Source organism: Microcoleus sp. Pol11C2 (genome assembly GCF_036701505.1).
Taxonomy (GTDB): Bacteria; Cyanobacteriota; Cyanobacteriia; order Cyanobacteriales; family Microcoleaceae; genus Microcoleus.
In genome coordinates this window covers 108,680-135,052 of sequence record NZ_JAUBQX010000006.1, presented here as the reverse complement: position 1 = coordinate 135,052, position 26,373 = coordinate 108,680, and the positions used below count along the sequence as shown (strand labels likewise).

Sequence of the window (26,373 nt, the reverse complement as noted above, 5' to 3'; positions counted from 1 at the left end):
AAGTTATAGATTTAATTTAAGTCAAAGTTTTTAGCTTTTGATCAGAGGTGCAGGGACGATCGCCCCTAACACTATCTCCTCCAATATCAAGTTCAGCAACGAGATGCTTCATTAGAAAAATATTGGGCCGACGTAAATGCTTCTAACACTCCTCTATTGCCCGCCGTGCAAGGATTTTTTGGTTTTTGGATGTGGACAGGTCGCCCGGTTCCCACTATCGACGGCTAGATACCAATTGCACCCTGCCGGCATCCATTTCATCCATTAATAACTCTAAAGCCTCATAATCAATATCCGAGATGTACCCCAAACGGGTGAGCTCGTAGTTGATTTCGTTTTCAATGTCAGGCGTCAACTGCTTAATGTAGAGGGCTTTTTCTACAAGTTGACGAATAGCATGAGTTGCTTGCATAGTAAGTCGGAGAACTCCGTACATTTTAATTTTCCTCTGAAGTGTCGAGTAAACAGGTGATCTAGATCAGAACCAACCAGTGATTTAAATTACATTGTCCAGTTTTATCTAACAGCTAGGACAAACTCGATCGCAATTTTTAGAGTTACCAAGACTAAACCTTCAGGCCTAAATAAAAAATAGTATAGTAGCTTACGTTTCCTCCCCAAATCTTACGCAAAACTTCATAAAAAAGAGTCAATAAATAAAGATTCAGTAAAACTACTGACAACAACTGGTCAGTTTGCCTCAGATTAAGTTAGGCTCAGAGTAATCAAGTAGGTTTAGGCTTACATCCGTCCAGCGCAGTAGTTGAAAATACGTAGCAATCATAGGTTTGACATATGCAGACACTTCTTGCCCATAAACCAATTACGGTGATTCGACCCCTAGACTACCTGAATGCAGCCACCTGCGGAGAATTCGGACGGCAACTAATGAAAGCAATTGCAGCCCCCGGGGTTGTAGCGGTACTCGTAGATTTGGGCGAAGTAAAATTTATTGACAGTGCCGGTTTGATGGCATTGGTCTCTGGCCTCAAGCAGGCGAAAAAAATGGGGCGCAGGTTTAGTCTTTGCTCGGTATCCCCTGGGATTAAGATGATTCTGGAACTTAGCCAACTCGATCGAGTTTTTGAAATATTTGAAAATGTCGATAGCTTTGATGCCTAAAACTCCTGCGTAAAACAACACTGATGTAAAACAACACTGATAGAGGCTCCTGGGCGACGAGAACAGGCAACATAACACAGCAAATTCGGTTAAATGCCCGAAAAGACAGACGACTGTCGTTGGCGTGTTGGCAGATTTTAAGGTAGGCTGCTTAAGAGTCGCAAATATTTAGCGAGTCGAGCCGTGGCAGTAAAAGTCGAAGAATTACTTACAGCAGACATTAATCAGCCTGCTCGTTATCTGGGAAACGAATTGGGGGCTACGCACAAGCCTTGGGACGCGGCGTCTGTGCGCTGGGTTCTCACTTACCCAGAAGTGTATGAAGTTGGTGCTTCCAATCTGGGGCACATCATCCTTTACAACATTTTGAACGCAGGGCCGAGACAGTTGTGCGATCGAGCTTATTTGCCCGCACCAGACTTGGCAGCAAAACTGCGATCGACCAAAACTCCGCTGTTTGCCGTAGAATCGAGGCGATCGCTCACAGAATTTGATATTCTGGGCTTCAGCCTCAGCTACGAACTCGGAGCAACAAACATTCTGGAAATGCTGGATTTAGCCGGCATTCCCCTAACTTGGCAAGAAAGAGCGACAAATCACCAAAACGGTCAAATACCGCTGATTTTTGCTGGCGGGCAAACGGCAACTTCCAATCCCGAACCCTACGCTGACTTTTTTGACTTCATCGCTTTGGGAGATGGAGAAGAGTTGCTGCCAGAAATTGGCTTGATTTTGGCAGAAGGCAAAACAAATAATTTGAGCCGAGAAGCATTGCTGCTGGATTTAGCGCAAATTCCAGGGGTCTACGTCCCGCAATTCTACGATATGGCGGCAGACGGTTCTGTTCATCCCAACCGCCCGCAAGTTCCAGAACGAATTCTGCGCCGCGTGGCGACTCCCATACCAGCTTATTCAATCGGCCTGGTTCCCTACGTCCAGACAGTACACGACCGACTGACAGTAGAAATCCGCCGGGGATGCACTCGCGGCTGTCGCTTCTGTCAGCCGGGAATGCTGACTCGCCCCGCGCGCGATGTGGAACCGCAGCAAGTCGTAGAGGCGATCGAACAGGGGATGCAAGCCACCGGGCACAGCGAGTTTTCACTGCTTTCCCTCAGTTGTTCCGACTATCTGGCACTCCCAGCAGTCGGCATGGAAATCAAAAATCGCCTGAAAGATAAAAATATTTCTCTGTCTCTACCCAGCCAGCGAGTTGACAGATTTGACGATAATATTGCCGACATTCTGGGCGGGACGCGACAAGGTGGTTTGACTTTTGCGCCGGAAGCTGGTACTCAGCGGATGCGCGACATCGTTAACAAAGGTTTGACTAACGAAGAATTGCTTCGGGGTGTCAAAACGGCGGTCGATCGCGGCTGGGATAAAATCAAGCTGTATTTTATGATCGGTTTGCCCGGAGAAACCGATGAAGATGTTGTGGGCATCGCTGAAACAGTCCGCTGGCTGCACCGGGAATGCAGGGTGGATGGCCGACGCGGACTGAATTTTAACTTGACAATTTCTAATTTTACGCCTAAGCCTCACACTCCTTTTCAGTGGCACTCGGTTTCTACTGCTGAGTTTTCCCGCAAGCAAAAACTTCTGAAGGGAGAATTTCGCGGGATGCGGGGCGTCAAGGTGAATTACACTGATGTGCGGATTTCGGCAATGGAGGATTTTGTCGGACGGGGCGATCGACGTTTGGCTGCTGTAGTCCGCCGCGCTTGGGAACTTGGCGCGGGTATGGATGCGTGGTGGGAAAGCTTGGATCAGGCTTACAAAGCTTGGACTCAGGCGATAGATGAGTCGGGCCTTACCTGGAAATACCGCCAAGTCGAAAGCGGCGAGTGGAATCTTTTTGAGAAGGAAGAGGAGAAGGAAGAAGGAAGAAGGAAGAAGGAAGAAGGAAGAGGAATCCAGGAAGAAGGAAGAAGGAAGAAGGAAGAAGGAAGAGAAATCCAGGAAGATTTTTCCACTTCTCCCCCTCTCCCCCTCTCCCCCTCTCCCACTCCCCCCCTTCCTCTCGATCAACCTTTACCTTGGGATCATTTAGACACGGGTATCGACAAAAACTGGCTGAAAATTGACTTGCAAAAGGCTTTAGAAGCAGCGACGGTTCCCGACTGTTCCTTTGAAGGGTGTTCGCGCTGCGGGGTTTGCGGCACCGATTTCGGACACAATGTGGTTGTGGATGCGCTGCCAATTCCTGAGTTTGCTGGGGAGTTTGTCCCGAATACGGAGCGGAAACAGCGTTTGCGGGTTTGGTTCGGGAAGGTGGGCGATATGGCTTTGGTTGGTCATTTGGATTTGATCCGATTGTTTGATCGAGTAGTCCGCAGAGCCGATTTGCCCATTTCGTTTACCGGCGGGTTTCACCCGAACCCTCGGATTTCTCTAGCAAATGCTCTGCCTCTGGGTGTTACCAGCACTGGGGAAATTGCCGACTTTGAGCTCACTGACTCGATCGATATTGAGAGTTTTCGGGAAAAGTTGGCGGCTAAGCTGCCGGAAAATATTCCGATTTACAAGGTTGAGTCGATCGATCTCAAGGCTCCTTCTGCTAACCAGTTGTTAGAAGCAGCGGAGTACGTCATTACTGTGACTGTAGGGGGATCGTTGACAGAAAATGGCGAATTAGACCAGGAAAATTCTGCTCCTGTCTCCGTGGCTCCTGATGCCAACTGGGAAGCTTGGGTCAAGACGATCGTCGAAACCGAAGCTTTTTGGCGGGTGCATACTACTAAGTCGGGAAAGACGCAGGATGTCAATTTGCGCGATCGACTGCACAAACTAGAGCTTGTAGAGCAGAAACCAGAAAGCAGCACCTCTGCCTCTGGTGGTACATCCAAAGGTAGAGCCGTCTTGCGCTTTACTGGCAGTTGTCGCAGCGATGGCAACTTGCTCAAGCCAGAACATATTGTGTTCATGCTCGAACAAGTCAGCCAGCAGGAAATTCAGCTTCTACAGGTTGAGCGTAGTCAGCTAATCCTGGGTTATGGTTAAAATAGGGAAGCCGTGGTGGAATATTTCACCTTCGGCTCTCGATCGGGATGTGTCGTTTCACGCTATAATCGCTTGTTATGGAAGCCGCGGTGGCTCGAGCGCTTTAGTCGCTCGCCGCCCTCGTCAACCAGCAACGCGGGCTGGGTGCAATTTGCTTCTGTTCAAGACTTCAAGCCTTTTTGTTGTACATTCACGGGCTAAATCTAGCGCCAAACCCGCCGGAGCGGGGTCTGAACCAAATTTAGCGATTAATTTCGATTGATCGACTGGTTGTCGGTGGTCGGCTTATTCAAAAATCTCACGGTTCAAACCGCAGAGCGGGTATTCAACAATAGATGTTTTTGGCGGGTCAAAAAACGGAGATAAGCCCCCGACTTAAGTCGTGGAGAACTAAAAATTTTAGATTTTAGATTAAAGTTCCAGCTCCCAGATTTATCTGTGGAGTAAATCTAAAATCTAAAACCTAAAATCTAAAATCGACTGACCCGTCAAAAAACGGAAATAAGCCCCCGACTTAAGTCGTGAAGAACCAAAAATTTTAGATCTTAGATTAAAGTTCCAGCTCTCAGATTTATCTGTGGAGTAAATCTAAAACCTAAAATCTAAAATTTAAAATCTAAAATCGACTGACCCGTCAAAAAACGGAAATAAGCCCCCGACTTAATTCGTGGAGAACCAAAAATTTTAGATTTTAGACTCTAGTTCAATGTCCCAGATTCATCTGTGGAGTAAATCTAAAATCTAAAATCTAAAATCTAAAATCGACGGACAAGGTTTTAGGGTTGGCAGGGGCGGAGGTTGCAGTCGAATGCCAAGCTGGGGTATGTTGAGTGCGATCGCACAAGAATTCAACAAAAGTCTAGGCGCTTTCACTCCTACCTACTTTCGCTCAAAACCAGCCCTCTACCACCACGCAAGCGGAGTTATCAGTTCGTAGTGTTAAGTTGTGTGTTAAGAAATTGGTACGGTGTCAATGAATTTATTCGCTGAGTTCAAAGGAAGAGTTGTAAGTGTTGAATTTTGAGTATTGATGTCGCAATTCTCAACTCAAATCTCAATATTGCTAACTCGATAAAAGCCTCCTTATTTCTATCTCTCAGATTTATCTGCTGAGCATAACTCATAACTCTGTACGGGCGGGTTTAACTACTTTATCTGTAACAGTTAACAGTGAACAGTTAACAGTGAACGGTCAACAGTTAACTTTCCTTCCACCCTGCACCAACTCACAGCTCATAACTCTTCAAGCTACTACTAATTACAGTCTAAGTCAGAGGCACTATGAGTGCGTAAGTGTCTCTAACTTGCTGCCAGTTTTTTGAGGAAATTGAATGACAAAGCAGATAGTTATAGCAGAGCAGCATCGCATTGCTGCCGTCTTTTCAGAAGATCAAATCCAAGAACTTGTGGTAGCCACAGGCAGCCATCAAGTCAGTGACATTTACTTGGGAATTGTTGAAAATGTACTCCCTGGGATAGATGCGGCGTTCGTCAATATTGGAGACCCCGAACGTAACGGGTTTATGCACGTCACAGACCTCGGCCCGCTCCGCCTTAAACGCTCGGCAGGAGCAATTACAGAACTCCTGACCCCCCAGCAGAAAGTGGTGGTACAGGTAATGAAAGAACCGACGGGCAGCAAAGGCCCCCGGCTAACAGGCAACATTACCCTGCCGGGCCGCTATTTGGTACTGATGCCCTACGGCAGAGGAGTCAATCTCTCGCGGCGGATCAAGTCGGAAGCCGAGCGCAACCGCCTCAGAGCCCTGGCTATTTTGGTGAAACCGGCCGGGATGGGGCTGCTGGTACGCACCGAGGCTGAAGGGATGACCGAAGAAGCGATCATGGAAGATTTGGAAGTCCTCCAAAAACAATGGGAAGCCGTTCAACTCGAAGGCGGTACTTCGCGGGCGCCGGCACTGCTCAACCGGGATGACGATTTTATCCAGCGGGTGCTGCGAGATATGTTCAGCGGTGACGTGAATCGGATTGTGGTGGACTCGCAAAATGGAATTAAGCGGGTGAAGCAGCAGTTGATGAGCTGGAACGGTGGTAAACTTCCTGCGGGAGTTTTGATCGACCACCACCGAGAGCGCGCCTCGATTTTAGAATTTTTCCGGGTTAACGCTGCGATTCGAGAAGCCCTCAGACCAAGGGTTGATTTGCCTTCGGGTGGTTATGTGATTATCGAGCCGACTGAGGCGCTGACGGTGATAGATGTCAACTCTGGCTCGTTTACTCGATCGGCGACGGCTCGGGAAACGGTACTCTGGACAAATTGCGAAGCAGCCACGGAAATTGCTAGACAACTGCGGTTACGCAATATTGCCGGGGTGATTATTGTTGACTTTATTGACATGGAATCCCGCCGCGATCAGTTGCAGGTGCTGGAACATTTCAATAAAGCTCTCAAAGCTGACAAAGCTCGACCGCAAATCGCTCAACTGTCGGAATTGGGACTGGTAGAACTGACTCGCAAGCGCCAAGGTCAAAATATTTACGAGTTGTTCGGCCACAGTTGTCCTACTTGCAGCGGGTTGGGTCATCTGGTGCACTTGCCCGGGGAAGAAGACTTCGCCGCAGCGGTGCGAGAATCGGCCGATCGCACCGTTGCTACGTCGAACCGCGTTTTGTTGAATTTGCCCGAAGGATTGGAACGCCGCAGCTTGACGCCTGTGGCGGCTGCAACTCCTGCACCGGTGCGGGAAGAACGCCCCCCCGAACCTGCTCGGGCTGCTTGGGAACCTCAGAGTCAGAGCGAAAGTTTGGATTTTGAGACTGGCAGCAATGCCTCGCCTTTGGACTTGCTCAACCATCCCAGCTATCAGGATTTGGGGAACGGAACCAGACGCCGCCGCCGCCGCCGGATTGGCGAAGAGCCTTTTGCTCTCCCGGCGGAGGAGGAACCGGTACGCAGCAAGTTGCGGCTGCCGAATACTTCGAGCGCGCCCGTCGCGGATACGCGCTCTGAGTATCTAGCACCCCCGGGCATCCGGGCGGCTTCGGAGGGCTTCGGGCTGGTGAATATGGCGACTGTTGGCAGGCGCGAGGATTTCGATCGCGTGCGTCCGGCTAAGTCTGAGTTGATGAAGCCGATGGTGGAGCCTCCAGAGGTGATTTCGGTGGAAATGACGGCGGAGGAGCAGGATGTTTATGCGCTGATGGGGGTTTCTCCTTTGGTGCTTACTGATCGCAGCGTGAAAAATCCTAAGAATGCGATCGTTTCGGTGACTCTCCCCGGAGCGGCCCCGAACAAGCCGCCTTTTGAGCAGCTCGAATTTGAATTTGAACCGACCGCGCCTGCACAGAATGCTGAGGAGCGGGATTATTATCCAGAAAGGTCGGTAGTTGAGCCTGTTTTTTCTGAGGATGATGAAGCCCAAATTTACGGCGAGAGTTTGATCGAGGCAACTGATGATTTTGATCGGATGGAGGAAGCCAGCGATGTGATGGGCGAATCCTATGAGCCGATCGAACTCAATGAGCCGATCGAACTCAATGAGCCGATCGAATCCTATGAGCCGATCGAACTCAATGAGCCGATCGAATTCAATGAGCCGATCAAACTCAATGAGCCGATCGAACTCAATGAGCCGATCGAACCCAGCGAACCCAGCGAACCCAGCGAACCCGAGGAGCCTGCTATCAACCGTCGCCGCCGCCGCCGCTCGTCAGCCGTTGTGGATGAGTGATATGAAGTCAGAGGGAAGAAGGAAGAAGTCAGAGGGAAGAGGAAAGAAGGAAGAAGTAGAAATTTTTACTCTCTTCCCATCTTTCCATCTTCCTCTTTCCCCCTCTCCCTCAAACGCTCTGGTAATTGCGGGTGTGGATGAAGTCGGACGAGGCGCTTTGTTCGGGCCGGTGGTGGCTGCTGCCTGCATTTTGCCCGACGAAGTTCTCGATGAATTAGCAAGTTGCGGGGTGCGCGACAGCAAGCAGTTGAGTGCCGCAGCCCGAAGTCTGTTAGCCGTAAAAATCCGGGCTGTGGCGGTTGACTGTCAAATTGGTGCGGCTTCGGTGCGGGAGATCGATCGCCTCAATATTTTGCAGGCTTCTTTGTTGGCGATGAAACGGGCAATTTTGAAGTTGAAGGTGACGCCGGATTTGTGTTTGGTTGATGGGAATCAAAGGATTCCCAATTTGGCGATCGAGCAAGAGACGATGATCAAGGGTGATGCGCGATCGATTCAGATTGCTGCTGCTAGTATTGTGGCGAAAGTTTGGCGCGATGAATTAATAGTACGTTTAGCTGTTAAGTATCCTGAATATGACTTGACAAATAACAAGGGATACGGTACTGCTAAACATAAATTGGCTTTGGAACGCTGTGGGCGATCGGCTTTTCACCGAGTGTCATTTAGTCCTTGTCGAAGATAGCTAGTTGTAGTCAATAATACAACTTTGGTTAAACTCATAGGTTGCACCATTCTCAAATACCCTTTTATGAACAGGCTTTCCGGCCTGTTACAACAACTGCATTTTATTGTGATGTGAGGTGGGCAGGAGAAGCCGTCCATAAAATGGTAATTGATAATGGTGCCCACTCTCAGGTTAAGTAGACATAATTCCACTAAAAAAAAGCGACTTTTCAAGACGGTGCAGATTACCATATTTTACATAAAAATTAACATTCTAAAAATTACCCAAAATGTTAAAAATTGAAGGATACGAGATTCTCGATCGAATTTACGAAAGCCCAAATTCGACGGTTTATCGAGCCATTCGCGAACAGGACAATCAACCTGTTATCTTCAAAATGCTCGCTCAAGATTATCCCGATCCTGCTGAACTTACCCGCTACAAGCAGGAATACGAAATTACTTGCAATCTCAACAATATCGAAGGATTTGTCAAAGTTTATACCCTACAAGAGTATCAAAGAACTCTAGTCATTATCTTTGAAGATTTTGGCGGCACTTCTTTAAAAATTTTGAATGATAACCCTACAGAAACGCAAAATATTTCATCTTTACAGCACTTCCTCCGCATCGCTATTCAAACAGCAGAGATTTTGGGTCGAATTCATGCTACCCAAATTATCCACAAAGACATTAACCCCGCCAATATCCTGCTCAACCCAGAAACCGGGCAAGTCAAAATTATCGATTTTGGCATTGCTACTGTCTTCACCCGCGAAAATCCTACCCTAAAAAACCCCAATGTTTTAGAAGGTACATTAGCCTATATTTCTCCAGAACAAACTGGAAGGATGAACCGTTCTCTTGATTATCGAACCGACTTTTACTCTTTGGGCGTTACATTCTACGAACTCCTCACCGGACAACTTCCATTTGCCGCTGACGATGCTTTGGAGTTGTTACATTGCCACATCGCCAAACAACCAGTACCGCCGCATCAGGTTAATCCTGAAATTCCCCCAATTATTTCTGATATCACACTCAAACTGATGGCCAAAACAGCAGAAGAACGATATCAAAGTGCCGGCGGAATCAAATCAGATTTAGAAGAATGCTTGAACCAGTTACAGACAAATGGCAAAATTGAATCATTCGCCCTCTGTCGTCAAGATATTTGCGACAAGTTCCAAATTCCCCAAAAACTTTACGGACGCGAGGCAGAAGTTGCAGATTTACTAGCAGCCTTCTCTCGGATTAGCAAAACCGAAAAGAAGCAGAAATCCCGTAAAGAATTAATGCTGGTTGCTGGTTATTCTGGAATCGGCAAGTCAGCACTGGTATCCGAAGTTTATAAACCAATAACTAAGGCGAGAGGCTATTTTATTGCTGGAAAATTTGATCAATTTCAGCGCAATATTCCTTACTCTGCTATTGTCAGCGCTTTTAAGGGATTAGTGCGACAACTGTTAACCGAAAGCGAAGAACAGCTTAATCAATGGCGAGAAAAATTATTAAATGCTTTTGGTGCTAACGGTCAAATTATTATTGATGTAATTCCGGAAGTTGAATTGATTGTAGGCAAACAGCCGGCATTGTCTGCATTAGGTGCAAATGAATCGCAAAATCGCTTTAATCTTATCTTCGGCAATTTCATTCGCGTATTTTGTTCAGAAAAACATCCTTTAGTCATTTTTATGGACGATTTGCAATGGGCAGATTCTGCCACACTCAAATTAATCCAACTGATGATGGTGGATGCAGATACCCAATATCTATTTGTGATTGGAGCTTATCGAGACAACGAAGTCAATTCTACCCATCCCTTGATGGTGACTTTGGAAGATATCCGCTCTGAAGGAGCCACTGTTAACCAGATTAGCCTAGTACCTTTAACCCAACCACATATCAATGAATTGATTGCAGATACGTTGCAATGTGAGCGTTATGCTGTCAGAGATTTAGCCGGATTAATTCTCAAAAAAACCAGTGGCAATCCTTTCTTTATTACGGAATTATTGAAAAACTTATATACTGAAAACCTGCTAAATTTCGCTTTCAATGAGCGCAGTTGGCAGTGGGATATTGTTCAGATTGAGGCGAGGGCAATTACTGACAATGTGGTAGAATTAATGGTCAGCAAGCTCAATAAATTGCCGTCCAATACTCAACAGGTATTGCGTTTTGCAGCTTGTATAGGTGCAGAGTTTGACTTAAACACTCTATCAATTATTTGCGATCGCTCCCCCGCTGAAATTTTCTATGCGCTGAAAAAAGCCATTCATTATGAGTTAATTTTTACTATATCAGAATTAGATAGTCAACTTTTAATTCAACACTATAAGTTTGGACACGATCGAATCCAACAAGCAACTTATTCTTTGATTGACGACTCTGAAAAACAAGCCATTCATTTACAAATTGGTCGCCTGTTGCTAAAGAACAGTTCGCCCGAAACACGATCAAAAAAAATATTTGAAATTGTCGATCATCTCAATATTGGGGTAGGGTTAACCAGAACCGTACAGCCCCTACTTACCAATCAACAAGAGCGAAACGAAATTGCAAAACTCAATTTGATAGCCGGCCAGAAAGCCAAAGCAGCGACGGCTTACAGTGCTGCCGTTGAATATTTGAAGACAGGATTAAGCCTCTTAACCGAAGAAAGTTGGCAAACGCAGTATGAATTAACCCTAAATCTCTATCAAGAAATGGTAGAGGCTAAATACTTAAACACCAACTTTGACAGGGCAGAAAAATTAGCTGAAGTTATCTTGGAACGAGCAATAAATCAGCTAGACAGGGTAAAAGCTTACGAACTGAAAGTGCAAATTTATACCGCTCAAAATCAGCCACTTAAAGCAATAGAAACTGGTTTAGAAGCATTGAAATTACTAGAAATTTCTCTCTCGACAGGGGAAGATAGTAACATAGAGCTGCCTGCACTGAGGGACTTAGAAAGCTTCCCGGAAATGACTGACGCTGCTCAACTAGGAGCCATGCGAATTTTGATGTCTATTTGTCCGTCAGCTTTATTTGCGAAACCCGGAGTTTTAGTGTTAATTATTTTGACAATGGTTAACCTGACAATTCAAAAAGGTTATTCAGCTTTGGCTGCTTATGCTTATGCTGCGTATGCTGTTATCAGTTCGGGAAAAGGCAACATAGAAATTGGATATCACGCCGGAGAATTGGCACTAAAGTTAGTAAATATATATCATGCTATAGAGCTAAAAGCCAAAATATATAACTTATTTTGTTCTTTGGTAAAACACTGGAAAGATCCCGCAACAAGCAGTCTTTCTCTGCTACTAGAGGGAAATAAAAGCGGACTTGAAACAGGAGATAATGAGTACGCAGGTTATTGTATTAAAGGTTATTGTGTCACCCTGTTTTTGACTGGAGAAGGACTAGAATGTGTTGCCTCAAAAATGCAGCAATCGTGCGAACAACTATGGAAGCTCAAGCAGGAATATACTCTCTACCAGACTAATATCTGGCGGCAAGTTACTTTAAATCTTTTGGAAACAACAGCCACCCCATCTCGCTTGCTGGGCGAAAGCTTTAACGAGGAGGAAATAATTCCCCGTTTGCTAGCCACGAAGAACCGCACGCTGCTTAGTCTTGTTTACGTAGCCAAACTAAATCTCGCTTATTTATTCAAAAACTATGCCGATGCCATCAAGAATGCGATCGCAGCTGCAGAATACATAGATTCTCTTATGGGATTTATGTATGTTGCTATCCATAACTTCTACTATTCTCTTGCCCTGCTCGCTCAGTATTCTCCCGAGCTCATGGACAACTTGGAGGGAGTCGAATCAAACCAAAAGCAAATGAAGCAATGGGCCGAGCTGGCCCCGTTCAATTTCCAGCATAAATACGACTTAGTAGAAGCAGAAAAAGCGCGAGTATTAGGAGATAATTGGCAAGCAGCAAAACTTTACGAGCGAGCGATTCAAGGAGCAAGAGACAACGGATATACTCAAGATGAAGCTTTAGCCTATGAGTTAGCAGCGGAATTTTATCTAGTAAGCGGTATGGAGGAGATTGCCCAAACCTATCTCAAAGGAGCACACTACGGCTATACTCGCTGGCAAGCTAAGGCAAAAGTTGAGGATTTAGAAGCAAGATATCCAGAATTACAGGCAAAATCTGGGGCGCTTTTTGGTAAAAACACAGCCCCTATCGTCCCCAATGCTCACACTACCACAGGAGCGAGTACAGCTTTAGATTTAGCGACAGTTATCAAAGCTTCCCAAGCCATTGCTGGTGAAATTGTGTTAGAGCAATTACTCCGAAAATTGATGACAATTATGATGGAGAATGCTGGCGCACAGGTGGGATACTTGTTGTTGGAATCTCAGGGTCAACTACTAATTGAAGCATCCGGTGCAGTTGATTCTGATACCATCAATTTGTTGCAGTCCATCCCATCTGAAAGCAGTCAGTTACTATCCTTATCAGTGATTAATTATGTAAGCCGCACTCACAAAGATGTTGTTTTAAATGATTCTAGTCATGAAGGCAGATTTACGAATGACACTTATATAAAAGCTCATAAAACTAAATCTCTTCTCTGCGTTCCTCTGCTCAAACAGAATCAGCTTATTTCAATAATTTACTTAGAAAATAACCTAGTAACAGGTGCATTTACTCCCGACAGAGTATCTCTGTTAAAAGTCTTGTGTTCGCAAGCTGCCATCTCAATCGAAAATGCCCAACTCTATGCCAACCTAGAAGCAAAAGTAGAAGAACGCACTCAAGAATTATCACAAGCTTTAAGCAATCTTGAAGCCACCCAAGAAGGATTGATTCAATCAGAAAAAATGGCAGCTTTAGGACAACTTGTGGCCGGAGTTGCTCACGAAGTTAACACTCCCCTGGGCGCGATTCGCTCGTCGGCAGGAAATGTTTCTAAGTTCTTAAATCAAACTTTAGAACAATTGCCCGCACTTTTTCAATCTCTCTCCCCAGAAGAAGCACAGAATTTGTTGAGTTTACTGCAGCGTTCCCTGCAACAAGAAGTAAGCTTATCAACCAAAGAAGAACGCAAGTTGAAGAGAGCTTTGAGAAGCCAACTGGAAGAATTAGGAATTGAAAGTGCCGATATCATAGCCGATCGCCTAGTAATCATGGGCGTTTATAATGAAATTGATACCTTTGTGTCTTTGTTGCAAAGATCCGATAGTTTACATCTCCTAGAAATCGCCTACAAACTTTCCGAATTAAAAAGAGGCATTGCTACTATCAACACAGCCACGGATAGAGCCTCAAAAGTAGTTTTTGCCTTAAAAACTTATGCTCGCTACGAACAGTCTGGCGAAAAAACAGCCGCCAGTCTTAAAGAAGGTATTGAAACAATCTTAACCCTGTATCAAAATCTACTCAAACAGGGAGTTGAGGTCATCAAAAACTATGCCGATATCCCGCCGATACTGTGCTATCCCGACGAACTAAATCAAGTTTGGACTAATTTAATTCACAATGCTTTGCAAGCAATGGATTATCGAGGCACGTTAACAATTGAGTTAACGGCTCAAGATGACCAGGCTAGGATTAGCATTAGCGACAGCGGCAAAGGGATACCAGAAGAGATAAAAGGGAAAATATTTGACCCGTTTTTTACTACTAAGCCCCCAGGAGAAGGCAGCGGATTGGGACTAGATATTGTGAAGAAAATTGTTGACAAGCATCAGGGAAAAATAGAAGTGGAATCAATTCCGGGCAAAACTACATTTAATGTTTTCCTGCCAATGATCACTGTATAAGCAACTCAAGGATCTCGCAAACGATATAAGGTAGTAAGTAGGTCGGATTTTGCTTGGTTCCGCCTAAGCTGCCATCTACCCCATTGGGAGTATTTCAAAAGTTAAAGCGTTTTGAGGCCCCTAACTCCGATTCAACAGGAAACGGATGTAAAACAGCAGTACGATGCGTTATGCTCAGCTAAGGTGCTACGCAGATAAGTTTCTTGGTTTCGGCGACTGGGGAGGGGGAGAGGATTTGGCGAGCCGTTGGCTTGTGACATCTTAAGATAAGATGGAGTCTACTAATACACTTTACTACTTTTACTACTTTGACTACTTGTGCTACTTTGGCTACTAATAACAATTAAAAAGGAGAAAAAATAGATGTCTAAACCAGTTATTTTGTGCGTTGACGATGAGAAAATAATATTAGACAGTCTCCGGACGCAGCTAGCAGCAGAATTTGGGAATGCGTACGCCTACGAAGGAGCCGAAGATGCTGAGGAGGCGTTAGATGTGATCAGCGAACTTTATGATGACAAAATTACCCTTGTTCTGATTATTTGTGATTGGTTGATGCCCGGCATTAGGGGAGATGAGTTGCTGATTCGCATTCACCAAAACTACCCCAATGTTATTAAAATTATGTTGACTGGTCAAGCGGATGAAGTAGCCATTGACAGAGTACAAAAACAGGCGAACCTTCATGGTTGCTTATCTAAACCTTGGTTGGAATCCGATTTGCTAGAAACTATTAAATCTGGTTTATCTAAACTATGAGCCAACAGGTAATTATCTGTGTTGATGATGAAAAAACTGTACTCAGGAGCCTCAAAGCAGAACTGCAAGAGGCTGTTGGCAATGATTATATAATCGAAATTTCTGAAGGTGGGCAAGAGGCATTAGAGCTAATTGAAGAATTGCTAGAGGAGGGGGAAGAAATTCCTTTAATTATTTCCGACCACATTATGCCTGATATGAAGGGAGATGAGCTGTTAAAACAGGCTCATATAATTTCGCCTAAAACTATAAAAATTATGCTCACAGGACAAGCAGATATTGGAGCGATCGCCAATGCTATCAACTCTGCAAACTTATATCGTTATATTACCAAACCTTGGCAACGGGAAGACTTAAAATTGACCGTTAGAGAAGCGCTAAATAGTTATCTTCAAGATAAACAACTGGCACAACAAAATGCCCAACTCCAGCAAATAAATCAGGAGTTGGCCGAGTTAAACAGCCAGCAAACCGTACTCATTGCTAAACTACACGAAAATGAAAATCGGTTGACACAGTTTTTGGAAGCAATGCCGATTGGTGTGGGTGTGCTGAACGCGGACGGCCAACCTTACTACATCAATCGGAAAGCAAAAGAGATATTTGGTAAAGGAGTTGTGCCGGATACCAGTTCCCAGCAATTGTCAGAGGTTTATCAACTCTATCAAGCAGGGACGAATCAAAAGTATCCTACGGAGAATTTGCCCAGCGTGCGCGCGTTGAATGGGGAAAGTGCTACGGCTGACGATGCAGAAGTTCATCAAGGTGACAAGATTATTCCCCTAGAAATCTTCGCTACTCCCATCTACGATCAACAAGGAAATATTGTTTATGCTATCAACACTCTTCAAGATATCACGGAACGCAAAGAAGCTGAGGCAGAACGCAAAAAGTTTATTGAGGATCTCTTTGAGGTCAATTGCAATTTGGAACTTTCACTGGATGCAGAATTAGAAATTGCGGAGGCGACAAGTCGCTTTGTACCCAAGGAGTTGTTAGCTTTTTTGGGATGTGACAGTATTGTTGATATTAAATTGGGAGAAGCGGTGGAGTTAGAAATGTCAGTTTTGTTTTCTGACATCCGCGATTTCACTACTCTTTCGGAACAGATGACACCTGAAGAAAATTTCAAATTTATCAATTCTTATCTGAGTCGAATGGAACCGCTGATTGTGGAAAATAAAGGGTTTATTGATAAATATATTGGTGATGCAATTATGGCTTTGTTTAGCGAGGGGGCGGATGATGCTTTGAAAGCGGGAATTGCAATGCTGCATACTCTTGTGGAATATAATCGAGATCGCGCTTCTGTGGGCGATGTGCCAGTTGAGATTGGGGTGGGAATCAATACTGGTTCTTTGATTCTGGGTATAGTAGGCGGAAAAAGCCGCATGGACGGTACTGTGATTAGCGATGCGGTTAATTTGGCTTCTCGGATTGAAAGTTTGACGAAAAATTATGGGGTGTCGCTGTTAATTACTCAGCAGACTTTCGATCGCTTGAGGAATCCGGGTGATTATGCAATTCGGGTAATTGATAAAGTTCAGGTTAAGGGTAAGTCTGAATGGGTGACTGTTTATGAAGTTTTTGATGCTGATTTGCCGGAAGTTAAAGCGGGGAAGTTAGCGACTCTGCAACTATTTACTCAGGCTTTGTCTTTGTACAATATGAAGAATTTTAGGGAAGCTGGGGGACTTTTTGCGGATTGTTTGGGGCAAAATCCGGGCGATAATGTGGCTCGAATTTATTGGGAAAGGTGTAATTAAGGAAGAAGGAAGTTCGGCAATGGATTCGCTTTCTTCGGATGTAACGGATGTAAGGGATGGCAGGAAGTTGGGCAACGAGCACTGTACAAGATGTAACGAATGTAACGGATGGAAGTCGGAAGAAGGAAGAAATAAGAAAAGCCAGGGTTTGAGCAAGACAGAACTTATGCAAAATTTCTATATGTCTAATTTTATAGAATTCAATGCACACTGCATCTTACCACTTTAGTCCGAGCGATTTTTATGAGGACTAAAGTCCTCACTAGAAACCGCGACTCGTTATCCCGATGCGATCGCCCCGATCGCACTTTAGGATTGTTTGATAGGCTGTTCGATCGGCAATTCTATGATAAACTCGGCTCCGTGGCCGAGTGCAGACACGCAGCTCAATTTGCCACCGTGTTCTTGGACAACTTTGTAGGAAATCGACAGGCCTAAACCGGTGCCTTTGTCGGCGGGTTTGGTGGTAAAAAAAGCCTCGAATAACTGCTGGGAAACTTCTTCTGGCATACCTGGGCCGTTGTCCGAAATCCTAATTACAGCATTCGAGTTTTGGACTTCTGTCCTAATTTTAATCTTGCTGCGGTTAGCTTTGACTTCAGCAACTGAACGCCCTTCGTTGTATTCCTCGATCGCGTCGATCGCATTTCCGATCAAATTCATAAATACCTGATTGATTTTCCCAGCATAACACTCAACCAAAGGCAAATTTCCATAGTCCTTAATTACCGCAATTTCGGGATAGTTGCCTCTGGCTTTCAGGCGGGTTTGCAGAATCAGCAACGTTCCTTCAATCCCTTCGTGCAGGTTAACTTTGCTCATTTGAGAATCATCTTTGCGGGAGAAATTTCTGAGCGATCGCACGATTTCCCGAATGCGATCGGCCCCAACCTGCATCGAAGACATCGCTTTGGGCAAATCTTCTAGCAGAAACTCTAATTCGATATCCTTAATTTTATTTTGAATTGCTGCCGACGGCTGCGGGCACTGCTTCTGGTACATATCGAGCAAATCCAGCAAATCTTCCGTGTAGTGGCCGACGTGAACGAGATTGCCGCAGACGCTGCTAACAGGATTGTTAATTTCGTGAGCAACACCGGCTACCATTTGACCGAGAGTAGACATTTTCTCAGTGTGAATCAATTGAGCTTGAGTTTGCTGCAATTCGTGCAAAGTATTTTCGAGTTGCAGTTTTTGTTGGGTTAACTCGGTTTGCGATCGCAGTAAAGCTTCTTCACTGCGTTTCTGCTCGGAAATATCAGTAATTAACCCTTCCAAAGCTATCAATTCTCCAGAGTCGGAAAACACTCCCAAACCTTGCTCCCAAACCCATTTTAATTCGCCATTTTTAGCAGTAATTCGGTAATTTAGCTGATAGGGTCGATTTTCTTGCAAAGCAACTTGCACGGCATTCCACAAATTATCGCGATCGTCCGGGTGAGTCAATTCCGATATAGAAATTTCCCTAGTGCCGATAAATTCTTCAGGAGAATAGCCGGCTAACTGATAGCAACCTTCGCTGACAAACTCCATACTGCGATCGGCATCGTTGCGAAAACGGTAGGCCATTCCCGGCAAATTGCTCATCAGCGTCGCCAACGCCCGCTGACTTTCCCGTAGGGCTTCTTCGGCGTGTTTGCGATCGGTAATATCCGTCATCACCGCCAGCATACAGAGTTCGCCGTCCAAATTAATCAATTCCGCTGACAGCAAACACACCACCACCGATCCAGACTTCATCCGAAACTCGCACTCCTGATTGCGAATAACACCTTGTTCGTGCAAACTTCGCCTAAAATTAAGTCGGTCTTCAGGCCTTACCCAAATATTTAACCCCGGTACTGTATTCCAGAGCGTTTCTTCTAAATCGTAACCAGTCATGGACAGAAAACTATCATTAACTTCAATAAAACGACCCTCAGCAAAAGTAGTAATAATCATCGGATCTGGACTCGACCGAAAAGCCTTAGAAAACTTTTCTTCCGATAACCTCAACTTTTTAATAGCCTCTTCCAACTGACTTGTCCGCTCTTTAACCCGGCATTCCAATACCTCATTAGCCTGCTTCAGGGCTTCCTCAGCCTGCACCCGGTAAGTGATATCGCGCACCACGCCTTGCAACCCTATTTTGCCACCGATATCCATAGAAGTTAGCAGCACTTCCGCTGGAAATTCAGAACCATCCAAACGGCAGTGCCTCCAGTCAAAACGGCAATTTCCCGATCGCATAGCCGTATTAATTCGCTCTTGATAAAGACTCATAGAATCTTGTCCGTCCGGTTGCAACGGCGAGCTGAACTCCGAAGGATGCTTGCCACAAAACTCCGACTCAGTGCTGCATCCAAATAACTTTAAAGTAGCCGAATTGCAATCCAAAAAACCCTCTTCGTCTAGCAGCATTACCGCATCAGTCGTCGATTCGTACAAAGTGCGAAACTTTTTTTCCGACGCCTGCAAAGAAGCAATCAACTGCATCTTTTCCTCAGCCGCCCGCTTTTGCTCAGTAATATCCTGCATTACTTGAGAAAATCCCTGCAACTTTCCCCTTTCATCGCGCAAAGGAGTAACAATAATATTCGCCCAAAATCGCGATCCGTCTTTGCGAAGCCGCCAGCCTTGATTTTCGTATCGACCTTCTGCCACCGCCAGGATTAATTTTTGTTGGGGCTTGCCAATTGCAAGATCTTCTTTCGTGAAAAAACACTCCGAATTATTGCCGACTATTTCATGAGCTCTGTATCCAAAAATGCGTTCTGCACCCGAATTCCAGCTAGCTACATACCCACCCTGGTCTAACATGAATATAGCGTAATCCTTAACGCCTTCAATTATTAAGCGCAGGCGTTCTTCGCTTTCTCGAAGTGCACATTCTGCTTGCTTGCGCTGGGTGATATCTTCTACAAAACCTTCGTAGTAGAGCAATTTACCCGCTTCATCGCAGACAGCCCGCGCATTTTCAGCGATCCAAATTATTGTTCCGTCCCGCCGATAAATCTGCGACTCAAAATCCGATACGATGCCCTGTGCTTGCAAAGCAGAAACAAACTGATCGCGGCGATCGGGGTTGACGTAAAGCTGATCGCTGATATCAGTCAGAGAACCCATCAATTCTTCGGCGGAATTATATCCGTAGATGCGAGCCAAAGCTGGGTTAGCGCTGATGTAGCGACCGGATTGGGTTGTTTGAAAAATACCCGACACAGCATTTTCAAACATACTATAATATTTTGCTTCCATTTGGTGCAGTGCCTCCGCGACATTCAGGCATTCTATCGCTTTATTTCCTAGTTTTTGATTTCCCACTTGTGAATACCCTGCTCTTGTGTGTGAGTTTAATATTTTTGATCGACCGCCTGTTAAATTTGAGCCGTTATTGAGACTGAAAGATGGTGTGTCGCAGCCGGAGACGAGTGTGTTTATTCATCTGTCCTACTGGACTGTTAGTTATTAGTGATTGTTGCGGAAAGTTTAGCTAATCCGGTATTTATTGGATGCTTGGCTGGCTGTCACGATCGCATTGGCACATCGATCTGCCTGCGGTGCAGGTGTTCGAGCAAAACCCGCTCCTTGAAATCTCCCTGAATAGATTAGCAGTTGAATACCCTGAAATAAGTTAGTAGCAAGGATGTTGTTACAATAAAAGGCAGCGACTTCTACAACCGCAAGAGCCTATTTTTAGGATGTGGGTGAGAGTACGATCGACTCTTACCCTAGGCAACTAACCCGCCTGCAAGAGCTAAATGCTCGCTGTCCTTGGTGTCAGTCGATTTGAGATTTTAGATTAAAGTTGACTCCACAGATGAATCTGGGGTTCTCCTAATGTCTAAAATTTTTTGCTCTCCACAACTCCTGTCGGAAACTTTTATCGGTCTTTGGGTGCCCTGAGTTACTGTTAAGTATTATTGCTGATAGATAATACAGCAGACTGCTGGCAGTTGTACGATCTGGAGTTTCTATGTAAAGTTGGCACAACAATAGGGTAATTGTTGTATCAAAAAATTCATATTCTGCTACTGCGGGTGGAAAAATTCTGTAGCGGTGCTGGCATTTAGGCAAAAATCTCAGTCCGATCGCGCAAAATGTGGTCGGCAAGTCTGGTAAAATCCCGATCGATTCTCGGTTTGGCCGCAAAGCTCGATCGGGCTAAATTTGACTAGAAACTAATAAATGACAGATTCTCCTCTCCTAGCAACGCCAGAGTTATCCCCAGCTTCAACCCAGGCGGCGGATTCTCCTGTGTGGCCAGTCCTCCTGCAACAACTATTAGACAGACAATCTCTCTCACGCGCCCAAGCAGCCGACTTGATGCAGGGATGGCTAGCAGAAGCTATTCCCCCCGTTCTCTCAGGAGCAATTTTAGTTGCCATCCAAGCCAAAGGCATCTCTGCCCCAGAATTGGCAGGAATGGCTCAGGTATTGCATTCTCAGTCGCTTGCAGGCGAGTCGGAGAGCGTTTTTAATCCCAAATCCTCACTCTCCAATCTCAAATTAATTGATACTTGTGGCACAGGCGGCGACGGCGCTTCCACGTTTAACATTTCCACTGCTGTAGCTTTTGTGGCCGCCGCCGGCAAAGTTCGAGTCGCAAAACACGGAAATCGCTCCGCATCGAGCAAAGTGGGTTCTGCTGACGTGTTGGAAGCACTGGGAGTCAACCTCAACGCCGATGGCGCGAAGGTAAAAGCTGCCGTAGACGAAGTAGGCATCACCTTTTTATTTGCGCCTGGGTGGCATCCCGCACTTAAGGCTGTAGCGTCGCTCCGGCGCACTTTGAAGGTGCGGACTATTTTTAACCTATTAGGGCCCCTTGTCAATCCTATGCGCCCTACAGGGCAGGTAATCGGGGTGTTTGATCCTAGTCTGGTATCAACTATTGCCCAAGCTTTGGGCGAGTTGGGGACTGAGTTAGCTGTAGTCGTTCACGGCAGAGAAAAATTGGACGAGGCGGGTTTGGGTGATGTGACTGATTTGGCGGTTTTGTCAGATGGCAAAGTGGAACTGACTACTTTAGACCCCCAAAAGGTAGGATTGACACCAAGTGCGATCGGCTCGTTAAAAGGCGGAAATGTTGAGGAAAACGCCGAGATTTTGCGGAACGTTTTGCAAGGCAAAGGTACGCCCGCACAAATGGATGTTGTAGCTTTGAATGCGTCTTTGGCTTTTCAGGTGGGAGGTGCAATTCCTATGGGTTCTCACGCAGCAGGAGTTTCTATGGCTAAGGACATTTTATTGAGCGGCGAATCTTGGTTGAAGTTGCAGCAGTTGATTGAGTTTTTGAAATGAAGGAAGAGGGAAGAAGGAAGAAGGAAGAGGGAAGAAGTAAAGAAAAATTTAGAATGCCAAAATCTTCCCGCTCAAACCGTCTAAAACTCAGCCTTCTGCATTCATACTTTTTCAAGTTGGGAAACTTTTTTCTCTTTTCTCTTCTTGTTGGTTAGTCAAAAAAATCCTTCTTCCTTCTTCCTTCTTCCCTCTTCCCTCTTCCTTCTGTTTAAGAGCGCGATCGAAATTCAATGACATCTTGTTTAATAGTCACATCTTTATTACCAAAAAAGTCGTGACCCAACAGTCCGATATCTAGCGACGGCGAGACGGCCACAACTACATTGTTAACCGCCAAACCACCTGCTTCAATAGAAGTCAAGCGACCGAGGGGAAAAGTAGCCACTCCGTTGGGAGTTTGTGCTTGCACTGTTCCCTGAAGAACCACGCCCAAGGCTTTAGCCATTGCTGGTGTAATTACTGTGCCACTAGCTCCAGAATCTACCATCATCTCGAACTTTTGTTTGCCGTTAAACGTGACTTCTATGACGGGGATATTAGCCTCTCGGCGTTTGATTTTTGCCTGAAATACTCCCGACTTTGCCGCCGCCGAAGTGGTGGGAGTCAATTCTGCGGGGAGAAAACCGCAGACTGATTGGCTGAGGTTGACGGTTCGGCCTGACGAGCTCCGCATGAAGCATCCCTCACTTTCTTGAGCCACTGCTCGCGAGGAGTTGGCAACAGTCCCTACTAAAATTGAACTGCTCAGAGAAATAACTGTTGTTACAACCAGTAACGGTTTGCACAGTTTTTGAGAGTTCAGTAGATGCTTGTATAAGTTTGAGAGTAAAGGCAAGGGAGATTTACTAGCCATAGTTTCGTTAAACGCTGTAGCTCGATCGTAACAGCGACAACTGCCTTTTGGTATAGATTTGGTATAGATAGAGAATTTCCGCCCGCCTCCTAAGCTGCTGGCAGATAAATTGCTGGCGCGGGGGGAGATGGAAAATTTGCACTTGTTGCAGCTTTTTGATGATCTGTTGCTTCTGCCTCGGGCATAAGTGCCTTCCTTTCCCGAACCCTTGCACAAATTCAAATAATATCTGTATATTGCCGACTAGCATCAAATCCCTGGCAGTGGTAAGAATGAAACCAAACGAAAGTTATTAAGGATGCCATGTCACTTTCAACTGCACAACCCGCTCTCCTAGTCCTGGCTGACGGTACTGCTTACCGCGGCTGGTCGTTTGGCGCTGACGCCACCGTCGTTGGCGAGGTAGTATTTAATACGGGAATGACGGGCTACCAAGAAGTATTGACCGATCCCAGCTATTGCGGTCAAATTGTAACTTTTACTTATCCAGAATTGGGCAATACCGGGGTAAATATCGAAGACGAAGAATCCTCGCGCCCACAAATTCGAGGTGCGATCGCCCGGAACGTATGCAGCCGCCCCAGCAACTGGCGCTGCTCGCAATCTCTGCAAGACTACCTAAAACAGTACGATATCCCCGGCATTTACGGGATCGACACCCGCGCCCTCACTCGCAAAATTCGCACGGTGGGAGCGATCAACGGTGGCATTTCGACCACGATTCTCGACCAGGCGGAACTTTTGGAGCAAGTGCAAGATGCCCCCAGCATGGACGGGCTGAATCTGGTGCAGGAAGTCACGACTCGCGAGGTTTACGAGTGGTCTGAAGCCACGGACTCGGTTTGGGAGTTCAGTCCTACAGTCCAACCTGCTAACGGCAAAATGTGGACGGTGGTAGCGCTAGACTTTGGGATCAAGCGCAACATCCTGCGGCGTCTGGCGAGTTACGGGTGTCGGGTCATCGTTGTCCCCGCTGACACGTCGCCGGAGGCAATCCTCAAATACAACCCGGACGGCATTTTTCTGTCCAACGGCCCCGGAGATCCGGCGGCGGTAACGGAAGGGATCGCTACTGCAAAAGCTTTGTTAAAGTCGGACAAACCCGTATTCGGCATCTGCATGGGACACCAAATTTTGGGACTTTCCTTGGGTGCAGAAACTTTTAAACTTAAGTTCGGCCATCGAGGATTGAATCATCCAGCGGGTTTAACTGAGCAAGTAGAAATTACTAGCCAAAATCACGGTTTTGCGATCGACCCCGATTCGCTAGCCCCCGAAGTAGAAATTACTCATCTCAATTTGAACGATCGCACCGTAGCCGGATTGAAGCACAAAACTCTGCCACTGTTCTCAGTGCAGTACCACCCAGAAGCCAGTCCGGGCCCGCACGACGCGGACTATTTATTCGATCGATTCGTGCAGTCAATGCGAGACAATCAGAAAGTAGCCACCAGTAAATAGTCCGCAGTCAGCAGTCAACCGCTAATGACTGCTGCCTCAAAAAAACTAAAAACCGCTGACAAAAAAAACTGTAGACAAAAGACCAAAAAACTCCTATAATGAAGCCTCGACTTTAAGCCATATCTAGCTAGGAGGGTGTCATTCCTGAGTCATTGACCCTGACCGTTAGCCTCAGAGGCACTCGCGAAGTCAGGAATAACTGTCAGTTATTTCGCCTGACGGGCCTGCTGGACGCTTTTTCTGAGGCCACTTTTCGGAAGGTAATAAGCAAATGTATTGACGAGGGCCCAAAACACGTAATTTTGGACTTGTCTCAGATAGACTTTGTGGATAGTTCAGGCTTGGGCGCACTTGTGCAACTTGTCAAAAAAGCCCAAACCTTGGAGGGGACATTGCAAATTGTCTCAAATCCCCGCGTAACTCAGACTGTTAAACTGGTTCGCTTAGAGAAATTTTTGTCTTTGCAGCCTTCGGTTGATGAGGCGGTAAAAAACGTCAAGGATGCTTGACGCCAAAGTGAGTTAAATTAGCTATCCGGTTCTCAACGCTGGATAGCAAATTTTTATTTTTGTGCAGGTAAAACAATACCGATTTTCCCCGAAGCTGCGACACGCCCCAGCCGCTATTTCCCCGATGCTTAGAGTTTCGGTGGATGGGCAGTAAAATATGTGTGGCAAACACGCGGAAAAATGGTATAAAAATTAGAGCATCCCGCTTTGGTAGAAAGCCTTTTTTAGGAGTGCGATCGTCACGCAAAGCTTTGCCTATATATCTCGTTTCGCGATCGGACAGCGAACACTCCTGTGAAAGCTATAATTGCTGAAGTAACGAAAGACGAAATAACTAAGTGACTAGAAAAACCAAGCTGTGCGGAAGTTTTATTTAAAAAAGTATGTCGCCGATCGCAGATGACGGGCTCAAACTGAGTCTGACGGATATCAGTTTAAATCGAGTGCATCCTGCGAGGGCTACACCAGCAGAAATAGAAAGAATTTCGCCCGCAGCCTGGGCATATTTGGGAGATGCAGTGTACGAACTCTACGTTCGGAGTTCCTACTTAGTCCCACCCAAAAGATTGCAAGCTTATCACGAATTAGTCGTGGGGCAAGTACGAGCAGAAACTCAAGCGCGTCATTTGCGATCGCTCTCTCCTTACTTGAACAGTACAGAATTAGCAATTGTCAAGCGCGGCCGCAATGCTGCAGCGGGCCGTTCTAAACGAGCAGATCCAGAGATATACCAACAAGCCAGCAGCTTAGAAACCTTGGTCGGATATTTGTATCTCACCGATCCCGAAAGATTGACCGAACTTCTGGCACTTTTAGATCTTGAGACTTAAAGGATGTAGCAGTTAAGAGTTGGGCATGGGGCGGGAGGAATTAACCATCCTGGCACGGCTAACATAAAACCGCAAAAATCTCGATCGGCAAAACAGGATTTATCCGTTATTAACTAGCAATTTGAACACAGCAAAATCCTTGCTCCCTCCCTAGAATATCTCAAATCTCAAAGCCCAAAGATTGCTCCCTCAATCAAGAATCTCACATCTACAATCTACAATCGATTAGCCTTCAGCCAAAACGTTTTGACCACAAGAAACCAATGAGAAAATTTACCAGACCCAACTCCTCGCGATCGAATTCCGACAGCAAGCCATTCAAAAGCGAAGGTCGCCGTCAGGACTCACAACCATCGTCTGCCCGCTTTGAACGCAAGCCCCGTCCCGAGACTCGCGGAGTAGACGCGCCTCAAAAGCGATCGACCTTCGCCCCGCAATCGCGAGAAATGCCCGTGAGAGCAATTTTCAAACGGAGAGTCGATTCCGACGGCCAACCATCCCTTCGCAGAAATAATACTTTCCAAGACAGAGACAGCAGCCCGCAGGAATCGAGGGGCAATTATTACCAAGACAGAGACAGAGATAGCAGCCCGCAGCCGGCCCGCAACAATTTCCGAGACAGAGACAGAGACAGCAGCCCGCAGCCGGCCCGCAACAATTT

At 46.0% G+C, this 26,373-nt stretch carries 16 protein-coding genes and 1 pseudogene; 13 read left to right on the top strand and 4 right to left on the bottom strand.

Annotated features, from left to right (window positions below):
* Nucleotides 1–214 precede the first annotated feature (214 nt).
* Nucleotides 215–412: a hypothetical protein gene (locus tag QUA42_RS06085; RefSeq protein ID WP_015176637.1), complete on the bottom strand. Its 198-nt coding sequence runs from the start codon at nt 410–412 to the stop codon at nt 215–217.
* A 383-nt stretch (nt 413–795) separates the two neighbouring features.
* Between QUA42_RS06085 and QUA42_RS06080 the strand changes: the two genes are divergently transcribed.
* The 8 genes from QUA42_RS06080 to QUA42_RS06045 all read left to right on the top strand — a co-directional run bounded on the left by QUA42_RS06080 (nt 796) and on the right by QUA42_RS06045 (nt 16,776).
* Complete coding sequence (locus tag QUA42_RS06080) at nt 796–1,122, top strand: STAS domain-containing protein (protein ID WP_333135995.1); 327 nt, start codon at nt 796–798, stop codon at nt 1,120–1,122.
* 183 nt (nt 1,123–1,305) lie between these two features.
* A complete protein-coding gene (locus QUA42_RS06075; RefSeq protein ID WP_333135993.1) occupies nt 1,306–4,125 on the top strand; it encodes a TIGR03960 family B12-binding radical SAM protein in 2,820 nt (939 codons plus the stop codon).
* Nucleotides 4,126–4,933: 808 nt separating this feature from the next.
* Nucleotides 4,934–5,062: a hypothetical protein gene (locus QUA42_RS06070; protein ID WP_333037241.1), complete on the top strand. Its 129-nt coding sequence runs from the start codon at nt 4,934–4,936 to the stop codon at nt 5,060–5,062.
* 394 nt (nt 5,063–5,456) lie between these two features.
* Nucleotides 5,457–7,817, top strand: a complete 2,361-nt coding sequence (locus tag QUA42_RS06065) for an Rne/Rng family ribonuclease (RefSeq protein WP_333135991.1) — start codon at nt 5,457–5,459, stop codon at nt 7,815–7,817.
* Between the two features lies 1 nt (nt 7,818).
* Nucleotides 7,819–8,502, top strand: a complete 684-nt coding sequence (locus QUA42_RS06060; RefSeq protein WP_333136121.1) for a ribonuclease HII — start codon at nt 7,819–7,821, stop codon at nt 8,500–8,502.
* A 271-nt stretch (nt 8,503–8,773) separates the two neighbouring features.
* Nucleotides 8,774–14,251, top strand: a complete 5,478-nt coding sequence (locus QUA42_RS06055; RefSeq protein ID WP_333135989.1) for an AAA family ATPase — start codon at nt 8,774–8,776, stop codon at nt 14,249–14,251.
* Between the two features lie 363 nt (nt 14,252–14,614).
* Nucleotides 14,615–15,010, top strand: coding sequence for a response regulator (locus tag QUA42_RS06050; RefSeq protein WP_333135987.1), 396 nt, complete (start codon nt 14,615–14,617; stop codon nt 15,008–15,010).
* The gene (locus QUA42_RS06045; protein WP_333135985.1) at nt 15,007–16,776 is read left to right on the top strand and encodes an adenylate/guanylate cyclase domain-containing protein; all 1,770 of its coding nucleotides are present in this window, start codon (nt 15,007–15,009) and stop codon (nt 16,774–16,776) included. The genes QUA42_RS06050 and QUA42_RS06045 overlap by 4 nt, the downstream gene beginning before the upstream one ends.
* A gap of 309 nt (nt 16,777–17,085) precedes the next feature.
* Here the strand turns inward: QUA42_RS06045 and QUA42_RS06040 are convergent, their stop codons facing one another.
* Entirely contained in the window at nt 17,086–20,079 is a 2,994-nt protein-coding gene (locus tag QUA42_RS06040) for a PAS domain S-box protein (protein ID WP_333135983.1), read from the bottom strand.
* Nucleotides 20,080–20,943: 864 nt separating this feature from the next.
* Between QUA42_RS06040 and trpD the strand changes: the two genes are divergently transcribed.
* Nucleotides 20,944–22,059: an anthranilate phosphoribosyltransferase gene (gene trpD, locus QUA42_RS06035; RefSeq protein WP_333135981.1), complete on the top strand. Its 1,116-nt coding sequence runs from the start codon at nt 20,944–20,946 to the stop codon at nt 22,057–22,059.
* A 208-nt stretch (nt 22,060–22,267) separates the two neighbouring features.
* Here the strand turns inward: trpD and QUA42_RS06030 are convergent, their stop codons facing one another.
* Nucleotides 22,268–22,912: a retropepsin-like aspartic protease gene (locus QUA42_RS06030; protein WP_333135979.1), complete on the bottom strand. Its 645-nt coding sequence runs from the start codon at nt 22,910–22,912 to the stop codon at nt 22,268–22,270.
* Between the two features lie 303 nt (nt 22,913–23,215).
* On the opposite strand from QUA42_RS06030, the gene carA reads away from it, so the two are divergent.
* Nucleotides 23,216–24,373: a glutamine-hydrolyzing carbamoyl-phosphate synthase small subunit gene (gene carA, locus QUA42_RS06025; RefSeq protein WP_333135977.1), complete on the top strand. Its 1,158-nt coding sequence runs from the start codon at nt 23,216–23,218 to the stop codon at nt 24,371–24,373.
* Nucleotides 24,374–24,525: 152 nt separating this feature from the next.
* Nucleotides 24,526–24,882, top strand: coding sequence for an STAS domain-containing protein (locus QUA42_RS06020; RefSeq protein WP_015176627.1), 357 nt, complete (start codon nt 24,526–24,528; stop codon nt 24,880–24,882).
* On the opposite strand, the gene QUA42_RS06015 is transcribed toward QUA42_RS06020, so the two are convergent.
* The gene (locus QUA42_RS06015; protein WP_333135975.1) at nt 24,869–25,129 is read right to left on the bottom strand and encodes a hypothetical protein; all 261 of its coding nucleotides are present in this window, start codon (nt 25,127–25,129) and stop codon (nt 24,869–24,871) included. The genes QUA42_RS06020 and QUA42_RS06015 overlap by 14 nt on opposite strands.
* A 136-nt stretch (nt 25,130–25,265) precedes the next feature.
* Here QUA42_RS06015 and QUA42_RS06010 point away from each other — a divergent pair, with 136 nt between their 5' ends.
* On the top strand, nt 25,266–25,712 hold the full coding sequence (locus tag QUA42_RS06010) for a Mini-ribonuclease 3 (RefSeq protein ID WP_190662113.1): 447 nt from the start codon (nt 25,266–25,268) through the stop codon (nt 25,710–25,712).
* 263 nt (nt 25,713–25,975) lie between these two features.
* Nucleotides 25,976–26,373, top strand: a pseudogene (locus tag QUA42_RS06005) (23S rRNA (guanosine(2251)-2'-O)-methyltransferase RlmB); the annotation flags it as partial.

What these genes read in the sequence shown, in the direction of transcription:
- carA (WP_333135977.1), top strand. Translation starts at nt 23,216, where the DNA reads ATGTCACTTTCAACTGCACAACCCGCTCTCCTAGTCCTGGCTGACGGT.
- QUA42_RS06065 (WP_333135991.1), top strand. Translation starts at nt 5,457, where the DNA reads ATGACAAAGCAGATAGTTATAGCAGAGCAGCATCGCATTGCTGCCGTC.
- trpD (WP_333135981.1), top strand. Translation starts at nt 20,944, where the DNA reads ATGACAGATTCTCCTCTCCTAGCAACGCCAGAGTTATCCCCAGCTTCA.
- QUA42_RS06055 (WP_333135989.1), top strand. Translation starts at nt 8,774, where the DNA reads ATGTTAAAAATTGAAGGATACGAGATTCTCGATCGAATTTACGAAAGC.
- QUA42_RS06080 (WP_333135995.1), top strand. Translation starts at nt 796, where the DNA reads ATGCAGACACTTCTTGCCCATAAACCAATTACGGTGATTCGACCCCTA.
- QUA42_RS06010 (WP_190662113.1), top strand. Translation starts at nt 25,266, where the DNA reads ATGTCGCCGATCGCAGATGACGGGCTCAAACTGAGTCTGACGGATATC.
- QUA42_RS06030 (WP_333135979.1), bottom strand. Translation starts at nt 22,912, where the DNA reads ATGGCTAGTAAATCTCCCTTGCCTTTACTCTCAAACTTATACAAGCAT.
- QUA42_RS06045 (WP_333135985.1), top strand. Translation starts at nt 15,007, where the DNA reads ATGAGCCAACAGGTAATTATCTGTGTTGATGATGAAAAAACTGTACTC.
- QUA42_RS06050 (WP_333135987.1), top strand. Translation starts at nt 14,615, where the DNA reads ATGTCTAAACCAGTTATTTTGTGCGTTGACGATGAGAAAATAATATTA.
- QUA42_RS06060 (WP_333136121.1), top strand. Translation starts at nt 7,819, where the DNA reads ATGAAGTCAGAGGGAAGAAGGAAGAAGTCAGAGGGAAGAGGAAAGAAG.
- QUA42_RS06085 (WP_015176637.1), bottom strand. Translation starts at nt 412, where the DNA reads ATGCAAGCAACTCATGCTATTCGTCAACTTGTAGAAAAAGCCCTCTAC.
- QUA42_RS06070 (WP_333037241.1), top strand. Translation starts at nt 4,934, where the DNA reads ATGCCAAGCTGGGGTATGTTGAGTGCGATCGCACAAGAATTCAACAAA.